A 24,175-nucleotide genomic window follows, 5' to 3' on the forward strand; every position below is an offset into this window, starting at 1 on the left:
GTCGATGTTGACGGCCACGTCCTCATCCGTGGTCGCCGTGTCGTTCGCAGCAACCGGCGGCGGGTTGGTCACGCTGAATGTAATCGTCTCGGTGGCGGTGCCGCCATTGCCATCGCTTACAGTAATGGTGGCGGTGTAAACGCCGCCTGTACCGCTCTGGCTCGCATCGGACGTGATCGTTCCGCTGATCAGGCCGCTCGCCGGATCGATGCTGAGGCCCGGCGGCAAGCCGGTAGCCACGAAGGAAAGCGGATCGTTTTCCGGATCGCTGAAACTGCCCGCGACCGAGACCGAAACCGCCTCGCCATCCAGCACGTTTTCGCTCGGGATCGGTGTCGGAACCGGATCGTCGTTCACCGGATCGACTGTGACGGCGACGGTCGCCATCGAAGTCCCGCCTTCGCCATCGCTGATCGTGTACGTGATCGTGTCGGTGCCATTAAAGTCGGGATCGGGCGTGTAGGTCAGCGTTCCATCCGCCTCGATCACGACCGTGCCGCTGGCGGCGCTCGCCGCAATCACGCTGATCGTATCGCCATCGGGATCGGCGTCGTTTGCCAGCACATCGATATTGACGGCCACATCTTCATTCGTGCCGACCGTGTCGTTTGCCGCGATGGGCGCCGGGTTTGTGACCGTCCAAGTGAAACCTTGTATCGCCATTAATCCGCCCGCATCGGCGGCGGTCACAACCACGTCGTAGACGCCGCCGGCGCCGCCTTCGCTCGCGGAGTTGTCTATGGTGCCTGTGATCTCGCCAGTTGAGGGGTTAATCGAGAGACCCGGCGGCAAGCCTGTGGCGCTGTAGCTCAGGCCTGCATCGTCGACATCGGCAAAGCCGCCTGCGGTTGCGACCGAAATGCCCGCGGCCGCATCCTCGCTGTTCTGCGCCGGCAGCGTACCGACAGTTGTCGGCGGGTCATTGTCAGGCGTCACCGTCACCGTCACCTGAGCGGTCGAAGTCCCGCCTTCGCCATCGCTGATCTGATAGTTGATGGTATCTGTGCCGTTGAAGTTGTTGTTCGGCGTATAGGTCAGCGTTCCATCCGCCTCGATCACGACCGTGCCGCTGGCGGCGCTCGCCGCAATCACGCTGATCGTATCGCCATCGGGATCGGTGTCGTTCGCGAGCACATCGATATTGACCGGCGTGTCTTCGATGGTGTTTACCGTATCGTTGACAGCAACTGGCGGCGGGTTGGTCACCGTCCAGCTGAAGCTCTGGCTTGCCATGCCCCCGGCACCATCATTGAGTGTGACCGTCACGGAATAGACACCGCCTGAACCGCCCTGGCTCGCGGAGCTGTCGATTGTTCCGCTGATCTCGCCCGTGGCGCTATTAATCGATAGACCTGGCGGCAATCCGATCGCGTTATAGGTTGCCGATGGCCCATCGATATCGTCGAACCCGCCAGCTGTAGCAACGCTGACCCCGCTATCGGCATCCTGGTTAGCTTGCGGCGGAAGCGAGCCTACTGCCGCTGGCGGGTCGTTCTGCGCATTCACGAAAATACTGAACACAGCAGTGTCGGTGCCACCTTCGCCGTCGCTGATCGTATAGGTGATGACATCCGACCCGTTGAAATTCAGGTTCGGCGTGTAGGTCAGCGTATTGTCGGAATTGATGACGACCGTGCCGTTAATCGCGCTTGCCGAAATGACATTGATCGTATCGCCATCGGGATCGAAATCATTGCCGATGACATTGACCGTAATCGGGGTGTCTTCAACCCCTGCGCCGCCATCATTATTGGCCTCGGGAGGAGGGTTGGTAACGGTCCAGGTGAAGTCCTGCGTGGCTGAAAGACCGCCGGAATCGGTCGCGGTGATAGCTACGGTGTAGAGACCGCCCGCCCCGCCCTGGCTCGCGGAATTGTCAATCGTGCCGGTGATGAAGCCGGTGCTCGGATCGATTGAGAGGCCGGCGGGAAGATTGCTGGCCGCAAAAGTCAGGTTCGCATCTTCAACGTCGGTGAAACCGCCCGACACATCGACGAAAATTCCCGCCTGCGCATCCTGGTTGGATTGGGATGGCAGGCTGCCGACCGTCGTCGGCTGATCGTTTACCGCATTGACCACAATCGGGACGATCGCGGACGAGGTGCCACCCCGACCATCGCTGATCGTGTAGGAGATCGCGTCGTTTCCATTGAAATTGGGATCCGGCGTGAAGTTTAAGCTGCCGTCGGGATTTATCGTGACTGTGCCATCGTTGGCACTCGCGCTAATGACCGTAAGGCTATCGCCGTCACCATCGAAATCGTTGCCAAGCACGTCGATGTTGGTGATCGGTGTGTCCTCGTTCGTGGACTGCTGGGTTTCGTTGACTGCAGTTGGCGGGTCGTTCACCTCGATCACCTGAATAGTCGAGACCGCGATATTCGACGAAAGTGAAGCGTTCTCGAAACCGATTTCGATAGTGCGGTCGATTTCGCTTGGGCGCTCACCGAGCGACTGAAATGTGATTGCCTGAAGTGCAGCTTCGTACGCCGCCGCATTCCCGCTGCCAGTAATCACGACTTCTGTGGCAGTTCGCGTGTAGTTCAATGCACCGCTCAGTGATCCCGAAGCGGCGGTTGAACCATTTACTAACAATTCGTCGCCCGCCTGCGCGTTTGTCAAGACTATCGTTGCGCCGCGCACTGTTCCGTTGGGGTTGGTAACTTCGACATCGCTATCGACTATGCTAACAGCCCCGCCGTTCTCGACAAAAGATCCAAGATAACCAGAGCCGCCAATCGTACTGTCATCGTCGTCGAGATCAAGGCGTGGTATCGAGACCGTGACCCCCCCGCCGCCAAGATTGAGATCAGCATCGCCATCGTGAGAAAAGACTGCGTTCGAGGCAGCGGTCGGCACAAGGTTGTAAGTAATCGTCCAGCTATTTGTTTCGAGCCAGCTGAAGCGAGCAGCTGAAGGCACTCCTCCGCCTTCGTTCTGGGTACCCGATGCAGTAATTTCGCCCGGGACCGAAGTATCAAACAGTACGTTCGAACCGTTAGCAGCTTGGAACGAGGACAATGTGTCTGTGTCTACAACCACGAATTCACGGCTGCGAGGAACGTTGCCCGAGCCATCGAGGTCAGCAACGGTAAAATCGATATCGATTTGGGCTGGGGCGCCTGTGTCAGTAAAAAACACCTCCCAAAGTATTTCAATCTGGGCGTTTTGGTTCGTCGGCCCGCCTGCAAACACTGCGAAAGTCGGGTCATCACTAACCACGCCGGGACGCTCGAAGCGGATGCTGTCCCCAGCGGAAAGGCTGACCACGGTCGCACGCAGGCTTATTGACTGGCCGCTGAGCGCACCGACATTATCCCACGTCGCGGTGCCACCCTGCGGAACCGTAGGTGAGAACCGTCCGAAGGCGGTAAAACCGGCCGAACCTTGGGCGAGGACGTTGCCGTTCTCGTCGCGCACGGTGAGGGAATCGTCGGGCGCCGAAATCGTCGTCGGCATCAGCAGGCCGTACCAGTTATCAGCCGTTAGCGCCTCGGCCTCAACCACGCCCAACCGACTTTCCAGCGTCCAGTCACCGCCGCGCAGGATCGTTCCGGTGTCATCGATCGACGCAGCGATGTCCGCACCCGTAATTGCTGCGAGATTATCGAGCAGTTCCTGCCCCGCGCCGCCTTTGCCGACTTCGCAGCCATATATAAGAATGTCGCCGTCACTCGCGAGCTTGGAGCCGATCGCCGCGAATGCCTCTGCGAGCTCACCGGTCAACGCATCGCTATCTACCAGCGTATCGCCGAGCCAGAACAACCCTTCCTCGCCGTGGCTGACAATGTGGATCGCGCCGATATTGGTCTCACCCACCAACGCGGCAAGGACTTGCTCGACCCCGTCGGCGCTCCCATCGATCAAGACGATCGTGCCGCGACCGTCCCAAGTTTCGACCAACTCCTGATAACTATCAACGCTGGTATCGATGAAGATGAACTCATTCCCAGCTTCGGCGCGAGACCCAAGGAGCAACGCCTCACTCGGATCGAAGGCTGCGACCTCATGATCTAAACCAGCGATCTCTAGTGGTTGCGACCGCCCGTACGCAAAACCGTCATCTGGCACCGAGAGAGCCAATACACTCGTGCTTAAGGCGCTGCGATATTCCCCCGCAGCGATTCGACCCTGCAGCCAACCAAAGCTCGAAGACCGAAAAACATCCACCGGTGCGATGACCTCTGGAGCTGCATAGCTGCGAGGATACCCCGAGGTGAGCACCCCGAGAGCATCACGCCCAGAGGTAGCACGAGCAATGTCCGCGTCACCTCTTATCAGCGCCGGCCCTACGCGACCGGACGCTTCATCAGACACCAGCTCTGCTGAGAGATCTGTGCTTGATGAAATGTCTAGGTCGGCAATTGGCCTATTAATCGCCTGCAGACCCGAAACGCCAATCGCGCGCGAAACATCCCCGCGGCTGTCGACTGCGATTGGCGCAATAGCTGCGCTATCGTATGCATACTTGATGCCGGAAAAATCGGAACCACCCACGTCGATTGCAGCAACCGTTGCAACGCCTGCTGCATCGAACATCATACGTGGTTCAAGCGGTATTATATGCGCCTGTGAGCCAAGCCCTTTTTTTGTCGCGATCCCGACCAATATTTTACCCTCAAGACAGGAGCAGACACCGGCACCGTCGTTCCCAGCACTCCTGCAATCATTATTTTTAGGTGTTCTAGCACACCTTGGCTGTATATGAAATTAATTGCTGCGAAAAAGTCGGAGCGCTCAGCAGAATTCGCCGCGCAGATTAGCGGGTCAAAAAGCTCAATTTCTGGTTCCAGCCCGAGCCGCTCCGCTGCAATGCAGCAAGCGGCGATGATCGCATTCTTTTTGGCGAGCCCTTTTCGTTGCCTGATGGGGAAATGCTTGCCAAATTTGAACATCGGATCATATAATAATGCCAAGGCATTCGTGCTTGCCGTGATAGTCTTAGAGCTCGATGGCCTTCTCGATCCATAACTAAAAGTTGCCGATCTGAAAGTAGTGCTTGAGCGAAATGAGGTTCTCAAATAACTAGTGTTCGCACGTGATCCTTGCCCACGCTTTGCTTCGTGTTGATGGCCCGGTGACGGCGAGGAGAATCAAGACGCCAATAGATCATGACCTCAGATCTTTGGAAAAATCTCTGCCAGCGAAGGATAAGCGACAAGCAACCAGGGCGAGGACCTAGCTTGTATTTTTTCGTAATTCGTGTGTAAGCGTTTAGCTATGCACCAATCACGCTGGCTCAAAGCACTACGATCTTGGATACTGGCCCGATTTGGTATTGCGAGTGATGAAGCACGCGCAGGAGTTTGGTGGGAGACTGACCTAATTTTAGTTTTCTACATTGGCACGTTCGTCGTTGCCTTTGCCGCCTTACTCGATCTTTAGATCCGACCTGATCGAGAGCCTGGACATACCTATGCCGTCATTCCCTCAGAGCCTGTCACTTCTCGATGCTTCTGAAGTAGCCGCCATTCTCGAAAACCTAGCAAGCTCACGCCAGACGGAAAACGGTCCTCCAGCGCGGGTAGTTCCAGCGAAATTGTGTATGGAGCTTGAAACGCTTCTCGAACTCATATTGCGAGAGCTAATCGAGGCTTCGAAAATCCACCCCGAGCCATGAATAATAGCAGCGTGTCAATCTTTGCGCCTCGTTTTTGAGTCAAGGATCCGCTAGGCTCTCCCGTCGGAAGAAGTATCCGGGAGAAGGCGCGATTGCCGTTTGATTTGGGTTATCCATCACACGATTACTTGTCTGATCGTCCCGGATATCGCGGGACCAGCCTCCAATCAGTCTTCGCGCGGTTTCCAAGTGAATCTAGCTGTTTAAAATACGTTTTGGAAACGCGGTTTGGGCACATGCCGATTTGCCGATGTTGTGGACAAGCAAAGCGTTTTTATCGGCGCTCCACTAAGCGATACTTCCAGGCTGTTTGCGGCGACGCCATTTCTCCCTTGGCGCACACCATATTTCATGCGACGAAATTGCCGCTCTCGCTCTGGTTTTACGCAATGCTTCACGTCTCTAACTCCGCCCAAGGCGTAAACGCGCTTTTTCTTGAGCGGCACCTAGGCATCGGGAGCACGGCTGCGGTTCGAATGCTAAAGCGCATTCGCTTGCATCTCGCCGCCATCGATACTGGAACGCTAATTGACCCGGTCGATAAGCGAATTGAAATCAGGTTGGACAGGTGGCGAGTTGTTCGTTCGATCAATCGCAGAAGAAACAGAAACGCGACGGTTTGCTTTCTCAGCAATGGAGATCGCGTGGATGCAACAGTCGTCACTCGTCCACGCCGACCAGATTTGCGGCGCTTAATGAGAGATAAGACCATGAGCAGCATGATCCCATTTACAACCTGCTATCAAACTTATCGGGCTTACACGCACTATGGGTTCCGAGATTCTGGTATCGAATATCTTCCGACATACTATATTGACAAACCCAATGCTGAAAATGCCATTCAATCGTTCCTGAACTATTCAATGCAATCATTAAAGGGGCAGCACAAGTGCGTTTCCCAGGCAAATCTTTGGCTTTACCTGAAGGAGTTCGAATTTCGTTTCAATCGCCGATCCAAATCGCATCGAATTTTTTGGGAAATGATTGGTGCATTCCCTATGCTGGGCAATGAAAGAGCTACTGAGCTTGCCACCTGGCATTCGCGATGACTGCTGTAAAGGGAACAAGCATCAGCCAATTTTTCGAAAGCTTTTCAGACGAGCAAGCATGTCTCGAACAAATCGTTAGCGCAAAATGGGGAAACCACTCTCCGTGCCCTGGATGTGGCGAGCTTGGACAATGGTTCCCCGTTCGCAATAGCAAGAAATATCGTCATAGCTGCAACCTTCAGTTTTCGCCGCTCAAGGATACAGTTATCTACCGCTCGAATCTGTCGCTCATTGCATTCTTTTATGCACTCCTACTGTTCTGTAATTCTGCATACGGTATGCGATCAAGCTTCATCCGCAAACAACTCGGGATCGGGGTAAAGAGCGCGCATAGGCTTTGCAACAGAGTGCGATTGCACATGTCCGCATATAACCGCGCATCAAAGCTGGGTGGAAAGGGCAAGACAGTTTACGTCGATGAAGTATATCTCAGACGGATCGTCGACCTCCAGTCAAGCCGACGAAAAGGGGCTTTTGTCCAAGGCCTTAGGTGCGATGGGCAGCTTTTGATGGGAATTGTCGCAGACAGGAAAAGGCGCTCGTTAGTCGATAATATCGAGCGCCTAGTTTTGCCCGGATCGCGGATAATTACTGATAGCTACGGCAGCTATCGAGCCCTTGGAGATAAAGGTTGGGAGCACATTCGCATCAATCATAGTCGCGCGTTCCACGATTTTCATGGTCATACGACCAATCCCATTGAATGCTGCTGGTCAGCCCTAAAGCGTAATCTTAAGAGCTACAGCCAAGTTGGGGAGCATAATCTTTGGCTCTTTCTTGCGGAATTCGAATGCCGATTCAATTTACGGTCTGAAACGACGTCTTGTTTCGAGCAACTCTGCAGTCATTTTCCACCTATTAATGAAGAAACCCAACTTGCATTGATTAAACGCTTCGATTGGAGGAGTTTGGATTCCAGTTTTAAGGCATAGATCCGGCAAAGGACATGGTGGCACCTTCGACAGAGAGTGAGCGACTTAGTCATGATAAATGGTGGCAGGGCCTGTTCCACTCCAGGGTATTGGAAAACCCGACCCGACCGATGGTTGACCTGATTCAAACCGAAACAGACTGCCGAAATGGCACGTACTGAAATAAAAATCGTGAATTACAATATTCAGAAAGCTATCGGGACTGACTTCACTCGCAGGCCCTTACGCATTCTCAGAGTGCTGGGAGAGATCGATGCCGATTTCGTCGTGCTCAAGAGGGAATCGCATTTAGTCCATTTTCTATTATACTTCAACCACTTAAAGCCCTAGCATCAGAATAGGCATCGCACTGACGGCGTAAGATGCCGAAATATTTTGCTATTTTCTCTTGGCTTGAGAAGAAAGCCCGCAAATAGCCCCACTCGATCTTGATTGAACGACGCAACCATCTGATTTTTATTGGAATTCTAACTTCATATGAGACGCATAAGGTTTGTATTTCGAACGACCGCTTTGCCCCAATTGCGGTCACAACCATCGGGCACTTTGATCGCCAAAAGCGGACACATTTCTAGCTAACTCGAAATGTCGTACAGTCGGGAGAAACGTGTACGGACCAAGGTATTGGCTTTCATGAACGCCTAGGTGAGTCACCCGGGAACTTCGTTGCCATGCTGCATTGAGGCCATGGTCTTCATCGCAACCCGTATCAACTCTCCGAGTTTTGCCAGATCGTCGCCCGGATCGACACGCATCGATAATCCAAGCTCATTGCTAATCGAAAAGCTGATATAGCAGCCGAATATCGGACTATCTGGGCCTGGCTCGAAATCGTCACTGCTTCGGCAAGCAAAGGGCATGTGCTTCATTTGGCCGTCGCTGAATTCAGCCTGCGCAGAAAAATTGTACTCTCTATATATCGAGTTTGGATCATCGGGCCCGGGTGTTGGTCCGCGAACTTTGAGAGACTCAAACTTACTGAAATCGAGGGGTACGGGCTGTTCCTCAAACGGCACAAGATCGCTGGTTTCGAGAATGCTTAAGCTCAAGCCAGACAATCCATCATCAACGACCGTTATCGATACGCTTTGCGCAACTATGGGATCAGCTTGAGTCCCAACGCCCAATAGCTTTTTTTGATAGAGATCTCGCGCTACCATCTCACCGATATACGGTTCGTACTCGAATGGGACTTGAAAAGTCGCGGGTCCAACCATCACGCTGAGCATCTCGCCTTCCGGTATCACGACGTTGATGGGTTTCGAACACCCACTGAGCGCACCAAAAAGTGCGAGGCAAGCCGGTAGTGGCAAAAGACGCTTTATCATCCGCTTTGAGATAGCACTGAGGCTCGTGGCAGCAAACGGGGTCGTTTGCATCCATGACGTTTTAGGTTTGGACGCGTCTGCTTTCCCGCTGTTCGTTTCAAAAGCGGACGGTCGCGAAACCACCCATTGTCGGACAAACTGCTTCCGACCCTAGTTTCGGCCTTTCCCACGCTCTGCCGAAGTCCGAAAAGCGGACATCCAGCCACTACGCCGGACGTCCGCAGTCGTGAAAATTAGGCTGCGCGATGCTCGACGCGCATCTCACCATCGTGCAAGTAAAACCGTCTATCAAAGGCCTCGATGGGAACTGGATTGGGGAGACGAATGTCGGCTAAACTTGGCATTTTGCGTTGTGTAGGATCGAATGAGCGGTCGATCTGAGATAGAAAAATCAAAACGATTTGTTTGCTCGCTGCAAACAGTCGCAATTTATCGATCTGCTCTGCAAGTTCCGGCTTGTCTCGGCATGCGTCCAACAATTGTAGATAATCTACAACAGCGATCGTTCGTGGAGCGGCTTCGGCCAACGCTGCGATGATGAAGTCGGCATCGATCTCATCAGAGGTTTCGACATCTATCGATTTGGCTAGCTCTAAGTTGCTCATGTCGGTGAGGCGGTCTCTGGCCTCATTCTCAGTCATGTCTAACGTAAAGAAAAACGAGCGCCTGTTCTCCCGCCGCGCATCAAGTAGTGCTTGAAGCCCGACGATTGTCTTGCCGTGACCAGGGCGCGCAGCGAGCAAAACAAGATCGCCGCTCTCCACCTGACCAAGCACGTCGGTGACCAAGCTGGTTGCTGCCTTTGAAGAGAGCAAGCTCCAAGTCGCAAATCCCTCCATCTGCGCGATGCGGTCTTGCGCCTTGTGAAGCGGGATGCCCTCTTCTCGTGCCATCGATTTCGCACGGTGCTTAAGCTGATAAATCGGTGAAGATAGTTTCATTATGGTGTCTCCGTTTTTGAGCCGGAAACGCAACCCCTCCTTATACGCATGCTCGAACGGTTTTCCAAAGACTATCAATACCCTACACGAACAGTGCTTCCCCAGGTGGAGGGAGGAGGCTTGGGTTAGCCGAAGAGAATTCTATCGTGCGCCTCGCGACCGAGCAATAGGTCGCTTGTGCATATCCTGGCACCTAAGGCTGAACTGACTTTCATTAGCGCGCCCACGAAGGCATCCATAGCGTCAATCACTGAAACGATCGCGAGTCGCCTGCTTTCATGTTCGTGGGCGCAGTGAGCAGACAGTCCGCTTCCCACCCACTCTCGGTTATTTCGTTGCTGCGATGTGTCACCTGAAATCGGACACACGAGTCATGGTGTCGGCCCCATAGGCAACGCCAGAAGTAAGCTCCTCGTTTGTAAGGCGCAGGGTGGAGACCCGCTCACCAAAAAAGACCCCGCACGATGGCGGGGCCTAGTGATGTCGGGCCAAATTCGAATCAAGGCCCTTCGGGTCGCAAGGGCTTTATGGTCCAACACTGTTGCAGGTGCGAGAAGAAAGGCGGGGTTGTACAACTCTGGGACCCTCAGGGTCCGATAGTTAAGCAGGAAAAAATCCAGAGCAGCACTACTCGGCTACAGCAAGGCTTGCTTCTGGTGCCGCTTGCGCCTCTTCGCTCGCTTGGAAGATGACCGATAAAGCGTTCAGATACGACAGTAAAACGATAGCAGCGATCACCGCTGCCCCGGTCTTCTTGGTTTCCAGTTCCAAACCGCGCCCCCTGTTTCCGATTCCTGGGCACTGTCTACAAAGACAAGGGGCCTGTAAGCTTCAGAATAACTGAAGGGCTGCGGGTAAGGGCCTTGTTCAGAGAGCTTCCCCCGAACTACTCCAGAGCCGTACTCCGGGTTAATCGTGTCGGAGCTGATAGTTGACCGAAAGTATCTGAGCGCGCCGCCCCTTCAGCGCACAGTCATAGCGCTCACTGACTCTATTCCTACGGAGGAGAAACGGTCAGGTAACCCTATCTGCGCTATCCTTGGGTTACATCAAGAATGGGTCACGCGCTTCCGATGCTAATCTTTGGTCTTTTTCCCTCAGTCTTTCCAGCAGGACAAACATTCGAGTGCACTCCCACCCATGTATGGGATGGCGATGGGCCGATATGGTGCGAGGAAGGTCCGCGCGTCCGGCTGGCCGGCATCGCAGCACGCGAATTGGACGGGTCATGCAGTCCCGGTCACCCCTGCCCCTCTGCTAGCGCTACCCAAGCACGCGATGGACTAGTGAGCCTGGTGGGCACTGCGCAGGGAGTGGGTCAGCATGGCCATATCCTCGTCAAAGGGCCGACGATGCGCTGCGTGTCCGACGGTTCGGCAGGTGGCTCGCGAACTGCGGCATGGTGTGTTTCACCAAGGGGCGGTGATCTAAACTGCGTAATGGTAGCGCGCGGCTGGGCCGCAAGGTGGGATCATTATTGGAGAGGGCACACTTGCTAATGAGGGGACAGGCTGATCACGATAAGCAAAGCGCAATTGGCGCTCGCATCGAGTTCGCGGCGCTGCTTGCTGCGTGGATCATGAGCTTCGCGCTATGCTTATCCTCATTCGTCCTTACGTCCAGCGCTGGTGCCCATCCGGGCGGACTTGCAGCAGACGGCTGCCACAATGATCGCAAGAATGGAGGGCGGCATTGCCATAGAGGCCCAGACGCCGGAAAGGTTGTTAAGCGGCCTGCCGATGGGAAGACCTATTATCCCAATTGCGCAGCTGCACGTCGGGCGGGAGCGGCACCGATCTATCGAGGGCAACAGGGTTATGGTAGTCACCTTGATCGCGATGGCGACGGAAAAGCCTGCGAATGATTAACCGAGACAAAGAGCTTTGGGCGATGGCCTTGTGGGCCGAAAAGCACCACGGCGCTGGCGGCTGGCTCTACATTACCCAAAAGCAAGACGAGCTTCTCGCGAGGGGCGAGGACGCGGGCGCTGATCTTTGGAAGAAGGTGGGCGAGCGCTTCAAGGAAATTTCCGGCGATAGCGAAGTCGCGGTGAGCCAAAACTAGCCTATCTTAGGCACTGGCTGGTTGTCGATTGTGGGTTATGCCTCGACTTACACCACGCTAGTTCGAACAACGGCAACGGGTGATGGTGTGATTGAAAAACAAGAAAGGAAACGCAATCTGAAGAATGCGGTTCCTTTCTTGGTTTTCAAAAGTACCCTCGCAAAAGCCATGCAATCGCTGTCAGCATAAAGCACAGGCCGAAGATTATCCCTATCGCAAGCAGTTACAACCAAATATTTTCATCGTCCATGAGCGCCCCTCTTTGATGATGAAGGCTAACTCGCATCTTTTCCAACTGCCCCAACCTTCATTTTTTCTTTAGTGTTGCCGAAGAATGGAGAGTACGACTGGCTGTTGGGGACTGGCTTTCTCATATCGATTTGCGCAGGTCGCTAAACACGCCGCGATCGGCTGGCTCATTCTCGAGCGTCGTTTGGCTTACGTAGTCCTGCAGTTGCAATTCGTCGAAGTAGGCAAAGCACTGCGCCGCCTCGGTGAGAGATCGGAAATAGAGCGTTCTCTCGGCCGTGTCTGTTGTGGAGCTTGCCAGCGTGGCCACCCTGCCCCGGCCAAGTGTCTCGACCGCCCAGCGCTCAATCGCTTCTAAAGTTCCAGGAAGCGTTCGAGGTCCAAAGGTAACGCGCACACGGATCGGGAAACAGGCTTCAATCGTTTTCGCTTTGGATCGGGTGCGTCGGACCATGCACCTCCTTAATCATATGTTCCCATAATGTTCCAGCCTGTTTGACTCTCGTGCTTTGGATCGGTCTGTGGGCAGCATGTGCAATCTGTACCGCATGACGAAGAGCCCCGACGAGGTGGCGCGCTGGTTCTCGACCGTCAACGAACTCGGCTCCGTCAACATCGGTTCGGAAGTCTATCCCGGCTATCCAGGCATCGTGATTGCAGGGGGCGAGTTGCGACAAATGACATGGGGCTTCCCCCTCACCTTGAAGAGCAAGAAGACCGGGAAGCCGCTTAAACCCAAGCCGGTGAACAACACCCGATCGGAAAAGCTTGATAGCTTCATGTGGAAGTACAGTTTCGAGGAACGGCGCTGCCTGATCCCGCTGACAGCCTGGGCCGAAGCGGAAGGAGCTAGGGGTGCGAAGACGCGCACGTGGCTGAGCCTTCCGGACGCCGAACTGTTCACTGTCGGTGGCATCTGGCGCGATAGCGACGAGTTTGGGCTATGCTATTCCATGGTGATGACGGATGCCGCCGACAATATCTCTGAGGTGCACAACCGGATGCCGGTGATACTTGCCCCAGATGAGCGCGAGATCTGGACACATGGCGCGTCTGAAGACGCTCGGGAGCTGTGCAGGCCCTGTTCCGGCGACTTTGAGATAGCGCAGACCGATGATGCTTGGCATCGGCATACTGGCGAGACCTGAGCGGGGCACGAGGCAGGGAGGATATTGAAGATTCCAGACAGCATGATCCGTCAGTCCAGCCGCGATTGACTAGCACTTTTCTATTGCTTGGCCGATTTCTCGTCACTCTTTCCGAAAGCTGCTCTTCGGTGCTGTCAGTCTCACGCGAACTCGTCTCCGCAAGACAAAGAGCACCCTACCCGCGCCTACGATCAAGCCATGAGATTTTGCCACTCCGCCAGAGCGGCGGAGCGGGTGGTCATGTAGGTTTGTCTATCGGTGAGGTGGCGATCGGAGTTGAAGTGGTTGTGGAGGTTGGCGTGAACGGAAGCGAACTTTTGCAGAGGCTTCATCCTCCGGAAGCGCTGCATCACTCGTTCTCGTCGTCGGAAGGGAAAGTGTGAGTTCTCTACCCGATTATTAGCCCATCGGCCGATCTCTTGGCGATCCTGGTTTCCAAGTTCGCTCATGGCAGCCTTGTAGGAAGGCAGGCCGCCAGTTGTGATGGCCTCGACGGGTCCGTGGGTCTTCAGCGCCTTCTTCATGAAACTCAGAGCGGCCTTCTTGTCGCGCTTTTTGGTAACGTAGCTCTCAAGAACTTCTCCCTCTTGGTCGACCGCTCTCCAGAGGTAGTGCGTCTCTCCATTGATCTTTACGAACATCTCATCGAGGTGCCAGCGCCACTGCCTAAACCCACGCATGCGGTTGATCCTCTGCCGTTTGATGTTCGCTGCGAACATGGGACCAAATCTGTTCCACCAGAACCGTACCGTCTCATGACAGATGTCGATCCCTCGTTCCGCGAGAAGATCCTCAACATTCCGCAAATCAGCGGAAAGCGGACGTACATCATAACCACAAGACGAATGACTTCGGGTGAGGAATTGAAGCGCTTGAACGGACTGTCTGGTTTTGCTCTCGATTTGCGGCTCATACCGCTCGGCCAGCAGCGACCTCGCTCCCCTGCCACGTTAGTCTGACAAGGCCCTAAGTTCTATGCGGCAAAAATCTCCATTATTTTATATGATCTTTGCCCAAACTGATCGAACTGAGGCGCCGAGCTCGCCCCGAAAGTCGCCATATCCTGACGGATCATGGCAAGCTTTCTACTTATGTCCTGGTCGTCTTGAAGGCTCGACCCATTGGTTACATTGCCTGATTCAAGTATTGTATCTGCTTCTTCCACGTATTCTTGCGGCCAACTCCAAGCTATTTGGCTTTCAACAAGATGCCTAGAATTAGCGACTTCATGTTCAGGAAAGCGAGATGGCACATCCCTTTGCAGCAAGACGGGCAATTCAGCCTCAGCTACTCCATCTGCTTTGACCAAAGACTGAGCCCTATCATTCACAGTTTCACTCGCCAGCATGCTCGAGTTCTGCGACATCGCGACCAAATCGGCATGAGTGAGGATCGTGCCATCGGCCAGCTGGACCTGCTCGATCCGCGTCCGGCTGCTGGTCAGCGTGTTCCGGATCAATACGCTATCACTGGTGCCCGCGATCGAGATCAACAGGTGATCGGCGGTATCGCTTGCGACGACGAGGTCCTCGAGCGCGATCCCGGCGCCGAACGCAAGCGTGTCGTTGCCCCCCGAACTGCCGAGCCAGCCATCTGTGATCGTGTCGTTGCCATCGCCCAGGTTGAAGACGTAAGTGTCATCGCCGCTCCAACCGACCAGATAATCATCGCCCGCACCGCCGATCAGCGTGTCGTTGCCGGATCCAGCCTCAATGCTGTCGTCGCCCGTGCCGCCATCAATGGTCTCGCTGTTATAACTTCCATAGAAGGTGTTATCGCCGTCATTGTCGGTGAACGACATCGCGACCAAATCGGCATGAGTGAGGATCGTGCCATCGGCCAGCTGGACCTGCTCGATCCGCGTCCGGCTGCTGGTCAGCGTGTTCCGGATCAATACGCTATCACTGGTGCCCGCGATCGAGATCAACAGGTGATCGGCGGTATCGCTTGCGACGACGAGGTCCTCGAGCGCGATCCCGGCGCCGAACGCAAGCGTGTCGTTGCCCCCCGAACTGCCGAGCCAGCCATCTGTGATCGTGTCGTTGCCATCGCCCAGGTTGAAGACGTAAGTGTCATCGCCGCTCCAACCGACCAGATAATCATCGCCCGCACCGCCGATCAGCGTGTCGTTGCCGGATCCAGCCTCAATGCTGTCGTCGCCCGTGCCGCCATCAATGGTCTCGCTGTTATAACTTCCATAGAAGGTGTTATCGCCGTCATTGTCGGTGAACGACATCGCGACCAAATCGGCATGAGTGAGGATCGTGCCATCGGCCAGCTGGACCTGCTCGATCCGCGTCCGGCTGCTGGTCAGCGTGTTCCGGATCAATACGCTATCACTGGTGCCCGCGATCGAGATCAACAGGTGATCGGCGGTATCGCTTGCGACGACGAGGTCCTCGAGCGCGATCCCGGCGCCGAACGCAAGCGTGTCGTTGCCCCCCGAACTGCCGAGCCAGCCATCTGTGATCGTGTCGTTGCCATCGCCCAGGTTGAAGACGTAAGTGTCATCGCCGCTCCAACCGACCAGATAATCATCGCCCGCACCGCCGATCAGCGTGTCGTTGCCGGATCCAGCCTCAATGCTGTCGTCGCCGCTATTGCCAAGGAGAGTATCGCGGCCGTTGTTGCCATATAAGTAGTCGTTGCCAAAACCGCCCTTGATGACGTCGTCTCCGCTCCCTCCTGATAGATTATCATTGCCGCCAAGTCCGACAATGCGCTCACCGGCCCAGCTTCCGACAATAGTGTCATCATTTTCAGTGCTCAGGGTGGCAAGATAGATGCTCGCGATATCTCCCGCAAAAATCGGAGTTTCGCCGACGAAAATGAATTCCTCGACAGCTGAAGCCGATGTCGACCATTGATCCTGCAAAATAATTCCGGATGCGGGATCTCCAAAATGGATCTGGAGATCGTCGGTTCCGCCCAATCGGAGAACTTGAAGGTCACTGCTGCTTAGGCCAGCGGCAAAGAAAATGGTATCACCTTCCCCACTTTCGTCGAGAATTCGATCTAGGCCATCGCCATCACCATAGATATAGTCGTCGTTGCCTGAGCCTCCTTTGAGTAGATCGTTACCCTCCCCGCCAATAAGCGCGTCATTGCCATCGTTGGCGATAATTTCGTCATTTCCCTCATATCCATAAATCCTTTGACGTTTGGTCGAGACATACGGCATCTGCGAGTTATCAGTTTCAATCATCGTCGTTGTGAATGCGAGCACGTCATCGTTCTCCGTGCCATCGTGCTCGCTCAAGTCGGAAGAGAGCCAGCTCCACCCTGCAAGGTCGAGGATCGTTTCTTCAGAAAGTCCGGCCGCAGCTCCGATGGACAGGAGAAGCCGCCCTTCCTGCATGAACCAAACACTCCAAGGGTTGATTTCCTCCAAGAATTCGAGCGTTTCTTCTGGAGGGAGAGTCATAGTCGCTTTCGAAATAGCACCACCACCGCCACCACCGCCACCACCGCCGCCGCCACCACCGCCGCCGCCGCTACTGGCTGTTGAGACACTATAAACTCTGAAATCTGGCTGGTCGGCAGTAAAGTTTTGTACGAACGCTGCAAAGTTCCCCGTTAACTGTCCAGTTTCGGGATTTAGCGACAAGCCGGTAAATCTTTCCAAGTAACTATATGCAGGGGATATCGCTTCCCTCGCCTGCGCCGCATTCTCCGCTAAAATGCTGGCATCGCTGATGTAAGTGTTACTGGTCGGATCGAGAGAGGCGATGTCTCGCGTGAGCTGAAGGAACGGCTCGTAGGATGGGTTTCGGGCAGCTTGAAAGAGAAAGGGAATCGCAAGCCCTTGAACAAGCTGTGGCCAGACTTCGGTCTGTACCTCTGCTGCCTCTCCAGTATTTAGATCGTCGAAAGGGCGGCCCATGTAGGCGGACAGGAATTGCAAACTATGCGGCAGTTCATCTTGACCGGGAGGCGCGGACGCGTCGATGCCTGCCCACCTATAAAGCACATTGATGAACTCAGGTTCGAAATCGGAGAACCTCTCAAAAAGCTTGTTACCGGTAGTCAAATCTTGAACCATGGATTTGAGAACCGCATCGCTGTCCATCGCTGTTCTCAAATCCGGCACGCCGGTGAAGCCGGGAAGATTAGGAAGTACGATCAGATCGTCGACATTCGCTTGATCTGGGATCGGAGTGTGTGGTTCTTGATCGTCGAGAGCAAAGTTGACGCTGCCTGTGGCGCGGCTCGTGCCGTCGAGCCTTGTAAAAGTGCCGGTCCGCGCGATGACGTTGCCCGCCACCTCATTGCCACTTGCAGTATACGCCAAGCTTACACTTTCGATACCTGCCTGCTCGAGCGTGAAAAGCTCCGTCGCCATGGACACTCCATCCGAATTGAAATCTCGCCAGACGAACAGATTGGAAAACGCGCTGTCACGCGCATCGATCACACCGTCTAAATTACTGTCAATCGAGGGCAGGACATCAAAGGCATCGGTATTGGCATCTCCGAACAACTCATGAACGCCGTCCACTTGGCCGTTTCCATTTTCGTCATGCACGAGAAATCCATCGTCAGCGCTCAACCAACCGGTCCTTTCTGCAAAGCCATCATTGTCCAGATCGAAGAAGGTAGCGCTGGTATCGAGCGACGTGAGCTCAATCCCATCCCCGTCGAGATCGAGAACAAGGGGATCACCCAAAACATCGCGAAACAGCGCTGACAGATCATCAAGTAAGCCAGCCAAGCTGATCCCATGCTCGCTTAAGCCACCAAGCAGCCACTTACCAACTTGGTCACCGCCTATCGCTCCTATAATACCGCCAAGAATAGCCCCCAGAATGGTCCCCGGAAGACCAAATGCGCTTCCTCCTGCTCCGCCGGCGACAACCCCGGCGAAAAAGCCTCCGAACGCGCGCCCAATAAGACCACCCAGAATTTCGTCGGCTTCGACCAAATCTCCTCTGGCTAGTGCATCGGCGAATCTTGGCTGTGTCAAACCTACATCAAGCCCGAGAGCGGCGAAGCCGACAAATTCCCCGGCAAGCACAAGCTTGTTGGCTTTGACAAAGTCGCTCAGACTGTCCCACGTTGCACCATGAGGAAGTGCCAAAGCCCCGCTTTCATCGGCCCCGAGCGCCCTCAGGCCATCCCCCCATTGAAAGTTCCCACTGCCTAAAGGTCTACCGAAAGTTCGATTTCCCGCCTTTAACGGATCAGATACCGGATAATTGGTTTGGGAATACCGCATGTGATCGCGGACATATTGAGCCGCGTGCGCATAGTCCGCATCAAGTCGACCATTTTGGTCCCAGAGCTCCTCAAAAACGCCCGGATTATTCCTGTGATTGCCTTCGCCATATCCAAGGTCTTCAAACCACTGTTTGTTTGGCAGAGTTTCGTCTGAGATAAATCTTTGATTTCCAATATCAGTGGTGAATTCTGGATTCTTGGCGGTTCTTTCTGCGAGGGATCGCTCGCCGCGATCTTTCCCGACATTATCGAAGTAGTGGTCCACGATGGATTGATCCATCCGGTCAAGCTCTATCCCGTTGCCTATTTTGGATTCGATCCAGTTTCTTAGAGCCTGACTCTGGCTATCATTCCCTAGTCTAATCTCTTCAAGAATTACGCTATTTGTGACGGACCGATTATTACCTGATATCAAGTCTTCAAGATACCGAAACGCCTCCGGCGGGATTGGGTCACCTTCGCTCCAGCCGGGGGGCAGACCTGCTTCAAGTGCATGGATCAGGCTGTTGGTATCGAGATAATTAACGGTCATGACCTTTCTCCCTTCAAATCAGAGCGGACAATTTCATGCATAAGACTTTGAAAGCTATCGAAACCAGCGCCAAGATCAGCGAAGTCTTCGTGTTCGGTCCGTGTAGACAAGAACGCATAGACTGTTTTCGCAACTTTAATCATTGTGGGATTTTCCTCTGTGGGGTCTTTTTTGGGACGATCCGGAGTGCCCGAGGTGTAGCTGTATTCCCATTCGGCATACCATTCTCGAAACGTGTCTGGATGCGTCCGCCTGAACTCGTCGAAGAGCGGGCGAATTTCGTCGAGCGAATGGGTAGGGCGAGGGTATGTCAGTTTTATCATCAGTCACTGTCCTTGTTTGGAGACTTGAGACACTCGATTGCCAATTGCATCAGGTGCTATTCGCAAACCGAAAGGGTCTATGCTTTCGCCCTTTGAAATCTGCGAGATGCTCATATTGTATCTCAATGTTTCCAAGCTCCATTCCCACAAGAGCAGGTCGGCTTGATACATCACCTTTCCCGTCCCGCTTCACTTACCGCCCGGCTAATGGGTGACAGGAGATACTGAATAATTCGCCGCTTTCCGGTTTTAATTTCCGCTTGCACCGACATGCCCGGCTGCACTTGGTCGCAAAGAGCATGGCGTGCGGGATCGTCCGGACCGCAGGCGAGATCGATTTTAGCGGCGTAGACAAGGCCAGGCTGGACCGGGCGACCGCTCTCATCGCGCGTGTTGCCGGTGGGTTGCTGGCTCTGGTCGATGGCATCGCGGCTGATATTGGCGACCTTGCCTTCGATAAGTCCGTAATCGGTGAAGTTGAACGCCTCGAGTTTGACCGCGACTCGGTCGCCCACGCCCACGAACCCGATGTCCTTGTTCTGGATGAGCGCCTCAACCGTGATGCCGCTATTGCAACTGGCCGCGTTCGCCATATCGCCCGAGGTACATGGGACGACCACCATCAAGGCTTGCGCGGGCTGCACCACGCCGCCGACCGTGCTGACCGCGAGCTGCTGGACTACGCCATTCACCGGACTGCGCAGTTCCTGATAGCGGCGGCGGCGCTCGGTCTTGCGCAGTTCCTCGCTCGCCATTCCAGCGCGCTCGTTCGCCTCGGCGAGATCGGTCATCGCGGTCTTGCCAAAGCCTGCCCTTAGGCTGCGCAATTCGGCCTCAAGCCGCCCGATCGAAGCCTCTGCGCGCATTCGGTTGGCCTGCTGCACTTCGATATTGCGCAAATGCTCAGCGCGCAGCTGCTCGTACTCGAGCAGCTCAAGCTTCGCAAAGAACCCTTTCTCGGCAAGCTCCGCGCGGGCATTGAATTGCCGGTCGATGTAAGGCAGCGCCTCGTCAAGCTTGGCGATCTCAGCTTTTGCGCCCGCGAGATCGGCGCGCACTTCCGCGCGCTGCTGCAACAGCGCCGCGCGCTCAGCTTCATATTGCGCGATCGCATTGCTTACGAAAGCCTGTTCGGTCTGAATTATGCGCTGGGGCGTGCCTTCAGGTGCCACGAACCGTGAGGGACGACCTTCGAGATGCGCGAGCAGCGCATCGTTGCGCGACTGAATCACCCTTGCCGAGAGAAGCGAATGTTGACTTTGCGCCTCGTCCGCACTGGCAAGCGTCGGGTCGAGTTCAATAAGCAGGTCGCCGGCTTCCACGAACTCGCCATTGCGCACATGGATCGCCCTGACAGCACCGATTTCGATCGGTTGGACGATCTTGACGTTCCCACCCGGCACGGTCTTTCCCGAAGCGGTTGCAACCACGTCCACCTTGCCCACGATTGCCCAGATCAGCGCCAGGACGAACAACATGCACGTAAGCAGCATCAGCCATCGCAGGCCAGGGCTGGCGGGCTTCTCCATGATCTCGAGCGCGGCGGGCAGGAATTCCAAGCCCTCTTTTGGCTTGAACGCTTGATCGGCTGCATTCTGGTTGCGCCAGCTCTCGCGCAGCACGCTCGCGTGCCTGGACATGGTCGGAAAGCGGTCGGCAACGGCGTTCATGCAGGCTGTACCTCGCGCGGATCGCTCATGCCGGTTTGCTTGGCGTGGAGCTGGGCATAGCGACCGCCCGCCTGCAGAAGTTCATGGTGGGTGCCCACCTCGGTAATCCCGCCCGCTTCCACTGTAATGATGCGGTTGCAAGGGCGGACCGCCGACAAGCGGTGTGCGATGATAATCACTGTGCGCCCTTGCGCGATTCGGCCGAGATTCGTCTGTATGATCTCCTCACTTTCGGCATCTAGCGCGCTGGTCGCCTCATCGAGGATCAGGATACGTGGATTGGTAATGAGCGCCCGCGCAATCGCAAGGCGCTGACGCTGTCCACCCGACAGGTTCGCACCGCGCTCTTCGATCACCGTGTCGTAGCCATGAGGCAGCTCGAGAATAAACTTATGCGCACCCGCCAACTCGGCAGCGGCGAAGACTTTGTCCATAGCTATGGTGGGGTTCGCCAGCGCAATGTTCTCGCGAACCGTGCGGTTGAATAGGATATTCTCTTGAAGCACCACGCCGACTTGCCGCCTGAGCCAGGCGGGATCGACCAGCGCGAGATCGGTGCCATCGACCAGCACGCGCCCCTGTTCAGGTACGTAGAGCCGTTGCACCAGTTTGGTCAGCGTTGATTTGCCCGAACCCGAAGGGCCAACAATACCGAGCATCTCGCCAGCATCAATGCTGAGGCTCACACCGCGCAGAGCTTCGGGCGCATCGGGACGGTAACGGAACCGCACCTTGTCGAACTCCACGCGACCTTTAATCGGCGGGAGACTGGCGCGATTGGGATTGTGCTCGGGCTCGGCGGGAGCGTTTAGGATATCGCCCAACCGATCAACCGAGATACGCACCTGCTGGAAGTCCTGCCATAGTTGCGAAAGCCGGAGGATCGGCTGCGCGACGCGCCCGGCCAGCATGTTAAAGGCGACCAGCGCACCCACTGTAAGCGTTCCATCAATCACCGCCTGCGCGCCGAAGAACAAGATCGCCACGGTCGTTAGCTTGCTGACAAGCTGGATCAAATGACTGCCCCAATTTGACAGTACCGTTACGTCCCATCCGGTCTGGATATAGCCCGCAAACTGCTTCTCCCAGCGATCGCGCATACGCGGTTCGACCGCCATCGATTTGAGCGTTCCAATGCCGGTGACGGTCTCCACCAAAAAGGCCTGATTTTCCGCTCCGCGCTTGAACTTCTCGTCGAGGCGGGCACGCAATGGAGGCGTGATGGACACCGAAATCGCCATGTAAAGAGGGATCGTTAGCGCTACGACAAGCGTCAGCATCGGGGAATACAGGTACATCACCGCGAAAAAGACGACGGTAAAGAACAGATCGATGACTAGCGTGACCGCGTTGGAGGTGAGAAAATTGCGGATGTTCTCCAACTCTCGCACCCGTGCTACGCTATCGCCTACGCGCCGAGCTTCGAAGTAAGAAAGCGGTAGCGCGACGAGATGCCGAAACAGCGATGCGGAAAGCTCCGCATCAACCCGGTTCGAAGTGTGAGCAAACAGCCATTGGCGCAGCGCCGACAGCAGCGTCTCAAAAATCAATACGGTCGCCAAGCCCACAGCAAGCACTTCGAGCGTGGTCATTGACCGATGCACCAAGACCTTGTCGATCACCAGCTGAAAGAAGATCGGGGTCGCGAGACCCACGACCTGCAGGAAGAAGCTACCGACCAGCACATCGCGCAAAGCCCGGCGATGCTTGACCAATGCTGGGATGAACCAAGAGATGTCGAACGCGCGCTTCTCGCCCGCAATCCGCTCGCGGCTCGTCATCAATAGCATGTCGATCCGACCGCGCTCAATAATGAGCTCCTGCTCAAGGCGCTCCTGGCTCCAGACTTCGGGCCGGTGCCGATCCGGCAGCAGCACCATGTAACGATCACCGGAATCGGCACTTTCGTCAATCTTGAGCAGAATCGCCGTACCGCCATCTTGTAGTCGCGCCAGGGCCGGAAGCGGGTGTTTGGCTAGATCAAAAAATCGTATGCGCTTGCGCCGCGCAAGCAGCCCCAGCTTCTTCGCGATCCGCACGAGATCGTCGAACGTATACGGACGATCGCCCTGTCCGCGATCATGATGGATCTGCGAAGGTTCTGCGGGAACGTCCAGAAACTGTGCGAGGATTATAAATGCAGCAAGTGCGCTATCCGCGCGCTCAGACGTCTGACCTGTGCTAGTCGCTTCCATCGTGTCGACCCGACCCCCGAAGACTCGTTATTACTTTCGATTCTCACTTGTTTTAGTAATCAATTATCGGACAATGTCACCAGTCCACATCCAATTCGCCGAAAAAATGCCGAGACGCCTGCAAAATCGGCATTCGAAGATGCGCGATAAGTCTTTCAAGCACGAGAATACTTAACGTATAAATCAGGTTGATCCGCTTATTAGGGCCTCCGGCGCTATGTCTAGATTTATCCCCGTACCGTTGTGAACAGAAATTCAATTCTGTTATGCCCAGTTAACTGAAACGAGTTTCCATTCCGCGCCCTTCTTTGAATAGGCGATACAGTCATTTTAGCTAAGTCACACTATGCCTTGGCTCAATCTGTTACGCCCGCTTTCAGCGCCAAAAAGCTCATTCGGAAGGTACGCAAATGGGGCGTTAGCTGAACGACAGCTTTCCTGCGTCCGGGAGCCGTAAGCGGACAGTCCGCTTACGGCCCACATTGAGCCGCAACTCCGTGGCCAAGTTGTGGTGGAGATCCGACGTCTAGCTTCCTTCCAGCATTCTCTTCGGGCGGACATTCGAATAACGTGACTGCGGGAACCAGCTCGCAATGGTACGTAGCAGATGCTGTGAGCCAGTCGCCTTCAGGCCGTTCTGAGAAATGGCATCTCTCACATCGACATCGCCCATCCATATTTCTGCAATCTCAGCGATCTTGGAATGCAGATAGATATCCACTTCTTTACCGGGATCATCGGTGCACAGGTCCACTTCGCCTGCTTCAGCTATGAGCCACCAACGTCCGTGTTTCTCGACATCGTCAAGCGTCACGCTGATCACTGTTTCGCCGTCCGGCAACTCTTCAGTCCTAAGCGATCTGTGGAAATCCCACATGAAGCTCCCTGCATCGAGATCTTCGTCGCG

General features: G+C 55.1%; 16 protein-coding genes and 1 pseudogene. 5 read left to right on the forward strand and 12 right to left on the reverse strand.

The window, feature by feature from the left end; translation table 11 throughout:
* The coding region (locus KCG45_RS15240) for an Ig-like domain-containing protein (RefSeq protein WP_218318077.1) at window positions 1-3,978 on the reverse strand (3,978 nt) is incomplete at its 3' end.
* 581 nt (window positions 3,979-4,559) lie between these two features.
* On the reverse strand, window positions 4,560-4,916 hold the full coding sequence (locus KCG45_RS15245; RefSeq protein ID WP_218318078.1) for a hypothetical protein: 357 nt from the start codon (window positions 4,914-4,916) through the stop codon (window positions 4,560-4,562).
* A gap of 796 nt (window positions 4,917-5,712) precedes the next feature.
* On the opposite strand from KCG45_RS15245, the gene KCG45_RS15250 reads away from it, so the two are divergent.
* Together KCG45_RS15250 and KCG45_RS15635 are read left to right on the forward strand one after the other, a co-directional pair.
* On the forward strand, window positions 5,713-6,669 hold the full coding sequence (locus tag KCG45_RS15250; RefSeq protein WP_218318079.1) for a transposase: 957 nt from the start codon (window positions 5,713-5,715) through the stop codon (window positions 6,667-6,669).
* Entirely contained in the window at window positions 6,666-7,601 is a 936-nt protein-coding gene (locus KCG45_RS15635) for an IS1595 family transposase (RefSeq protein ID WP_218318080.1), read from the forward strand. The genes KCG45_RS15250 and KCG45_RS15635 overlap by 4 nt, the downstream gene beginning before the upstream one ends.
* Before the next feature lie 650 nt (window positions 7,602-8,251).
* On the opposite strand, the gene KCG45_RS15260 is transcribed toward KCG45_RS15635, so the two are convergent.
* From KCG45_RS15260 to KCG45_RS15270, 3 genes are all read right to left on the reverse strand, one after another.
* Entirely contained in the window at window positions 8,252-8,980 is a 729-nt protein-coding gene (locus KCG45_RS15260) for a hypothetical protein (protein ID WP_218318081.1), read from the reverse strand.
* 182 nt (window positions 8,981-9,162) lie between these two features.
* Window positions 9,163-9,870: a DNA helicase gene (locus tag KCG45_RS15265; protein ID WP_218318082.1), complete on the reverse strand. Its 708-nt coding sequence runs from the start codon at window positions 9,868-9,870 to the stop codon at window positions 9,163-9,165.
* Between the two features lie 627 nt (window positions 9,871-10,497).
* Window positions 10,498-10,641, reverse strand: a complete 144-nt coding sequence (locus tag KCG45_RS15270; RefSeq protein WP_218318083.1) for a hypothetical protein — start codon at window positions 10,639-10,641, stop codon at window positions 10,498-10,500.
* Window positions 10,642-11,449: 808 nt separating this feature from the next.
* Between KCG45_RS15270 and KCG45_RS15275 the strand changes: the two genes are divergently transcribed.
* Together KCG45_RS15275 and KCG45_RS15280 are read left to right on the forward strand one after the other, a co-directional pair.
* Entirely contained in the window at window positions 11,450-11,734 is a 285-nt protein-coding gene (locus KCG45_RS15275) for an excalibur calcium-binding domain-containing protein (RefSeq protein WP_255548286.1), read from the forward strand.
* Complete coding sequence (locus KCG45_RS15280) at window positions 11,731-11,934, forward strand: DUF6961 family protein (RefSeq protein WP_218318085.1); 204 nt, start codon at window positions 11,731-11,733, stop codon at window positions 11,932-11,934. Before KCG45_RS15275 ends, KCG45_RS15280 begins: the two co-directional genes overlap by 4 nt.
* 370 nt (window positions 11,935-12,304) lie before the next feature.
* Here the strand turns inward: KCG45_RS15280 and KCG45_RS15285 are convergent, their stop codons facing one another.
* Entirely contained in the window at window positions 12,305-12,637 is a 333-nt protein-coding gene (locus KCG45_RS15285; protein WP_218318086.1) for a hypothetical protein, read from the reverse strand.
* 76 nt (window positions 12,638-12,713) lie between these two features.
* Here KCG45_RS15285 and KCG45_RS15290 point away from each other — a divergent pair, with 76 nt between their 5' ends.
* Entirely contained in the window at window positions 12,714-13,331 is a 618-nt protein-coding gene (locus tag KCG45_RS15290; RefSeq protein ID WP_218318092.1) for an SOS response-associated peptidase, read from the forward strand.
* A 191-nt stretch (window positions 13,332-13,522) separates the two neighbouring features.
* Here the strand turns inward: KCG45_RS15290 and KCG45_RS15295 are convergent.
* From KCG45_RS15295 to KCG45_RS15320, 6 genes and pseudogenes are all read right to left on the reverse strand, one after another.
* Window positions 13,523-14,244 (reverse strand): annotated as a pseudogene (locus KCG45_RS15295) (IS6 family transposase).
* Window positions 14,245-14,304: 60 nt separating this feature from the next.
* Complete coding sequence (locus tag KCG45_RS15300; protein ID WP_218318087.1) at window positions 14,305-19,080, reverse strand: SPM autocatalytic domain-containing protein; 4,776 nt, start codon at window positions 19,078-19,080, stop codon at window positions 14,305-14,307.
* Complete coding sequence (locus KCG45_RS15305) at window positions 19,077-19,403, reverse strand: hypothetical protein (RefSeq protein ID WP_218318088.1); 327 nt, start codon at window positions 19,401-19,403, stop codon at window positions 19,077-19,079. Before KCG45_RS15305 ends, KCG45_RS15300 begins: the two co-directional genes overlap by 4 nt.
* A gap of 170 nt (window positions 19,404-19,573) precedes the next feature.
* A complete protein-coding gene (locus KCG45_RS15310) occupies window positions 19,574-21,073 on the reverse strand; it encodes an HlyD family type I secretion periplasmic adaptor subunit (RefSeq protein ID WP_218318089.1) in 1,500 nt (499 codons plus the stop codon).
* Entirely contained in the window at window positions 21,070-23,268 is a 2,199-nt protein-coding gene (locus KCG45_RS15315) for a type I secretion system permease/ATPase (RefSeq protein WP_218318090.1), read from the reverse strand. Before KCG45_RS15315 ends, KCG45_RS15310 begins: the two co-directional genes overlap by 4 nt.
* A 526-nt stretch (window positions 23,269-23,794) precedes the next feature.
* The coding region (locus KCG45_RS15320; RefSeq protein ID WP_218318091.1) for a hypothetical protein at window positions 23,795-24,175 on the reverse strand (381 nt) is incomplete at its 5' end.

It is taken from the genome of Erythrobacter ani (assembly GCF_019204025.1).
GTDB classification, from domain to species: domain Bacteria; phylum Pseudomonadota; class Alphaproteobacteria; order Sphingomonadales; family Sphingomonadaceae; genus Erythrobacter; species Erythrobacter ani.

Bases quoted from the DNA above. Each gene is read 5' to 3' on its own strand.
- KCG45_RS15310 (WP_218318089.1), bottom strand. From the start codon at position 21,073: ATGAACGCCGTTGCCGACCGCTTTCCGACCATGTCCAGGCACGCGAGC.
- KCG45_RS15290 (WP_218318092.1), top strand. From the start codon at position 12,714: ATGTGCAATCTGTACCGCATGACGAAGAGCCCCGACGAGGTGGCGCGC.
- KCG45_RS15315 (WP_218318090.1), bottom strand. From the start codon at position 23,268: ATGGAAGCGACTAGCACAGGTCAGACGTCTGAGCGCGCGGATAGCGCA.
- KCG45_RS15265 (WP_218318082.1), bottom strand. From the start codon at position 9,870: ATGAAACTATCTTCACCGATTTATCAGCTTAAGCACCGTGCGAAATCG.
- KCG45_RS15300 (WP_218318087.1), bottom strand. From the start codon at position 19,080: ATGACCGTTAATTATCTCGATACCAACAGCCTGATCCATGCACTTGAA.
- KCG45_RS15285 (WP_218318086.1), bottom strand. From the start codon at position 12,637: ATGGTCCGACGCACCCGATCCAAAGCGAAAACGATTGAAGCCTGTTTC.
- KCG45_RS15275 (WP_255548286.1), top strand. From the start codon at position 11,450: ATGAGCTTCGCGCTATGCTTATCCTCATTCGTCCTTACGTCCAGCGCT.
- KCG45_RS15305 (WP_218318088.1), bottom strand. From the start codon at position 19,403: ATGATAAAACTGACATACCCTCGCCCTACCCATTCGCTCGACGAAATT.
- KCG45_RS15635 (WP_218318080.1), top strand. From the start codon at position 6,666: ATGACTGCTGTAAAGGGAACAAGCATCAGCCAATTTTTCGAAAGCTTT.
- KCG45_RS15280 (WP_218318085.1), top strand. From the start codon at position 11,731: ATGATTAACCGAGACAAAGAGCTTTGGGCGATGGCCTTGTGGGCCGAA.
- KCG45_RS15260 (WP_218318081.1), bottom strand. From the start codon at position 8,980: ATGCAAACGACCCCGTTTGCTGCCACGAGCCTCAGTGCTATCTCAAAG.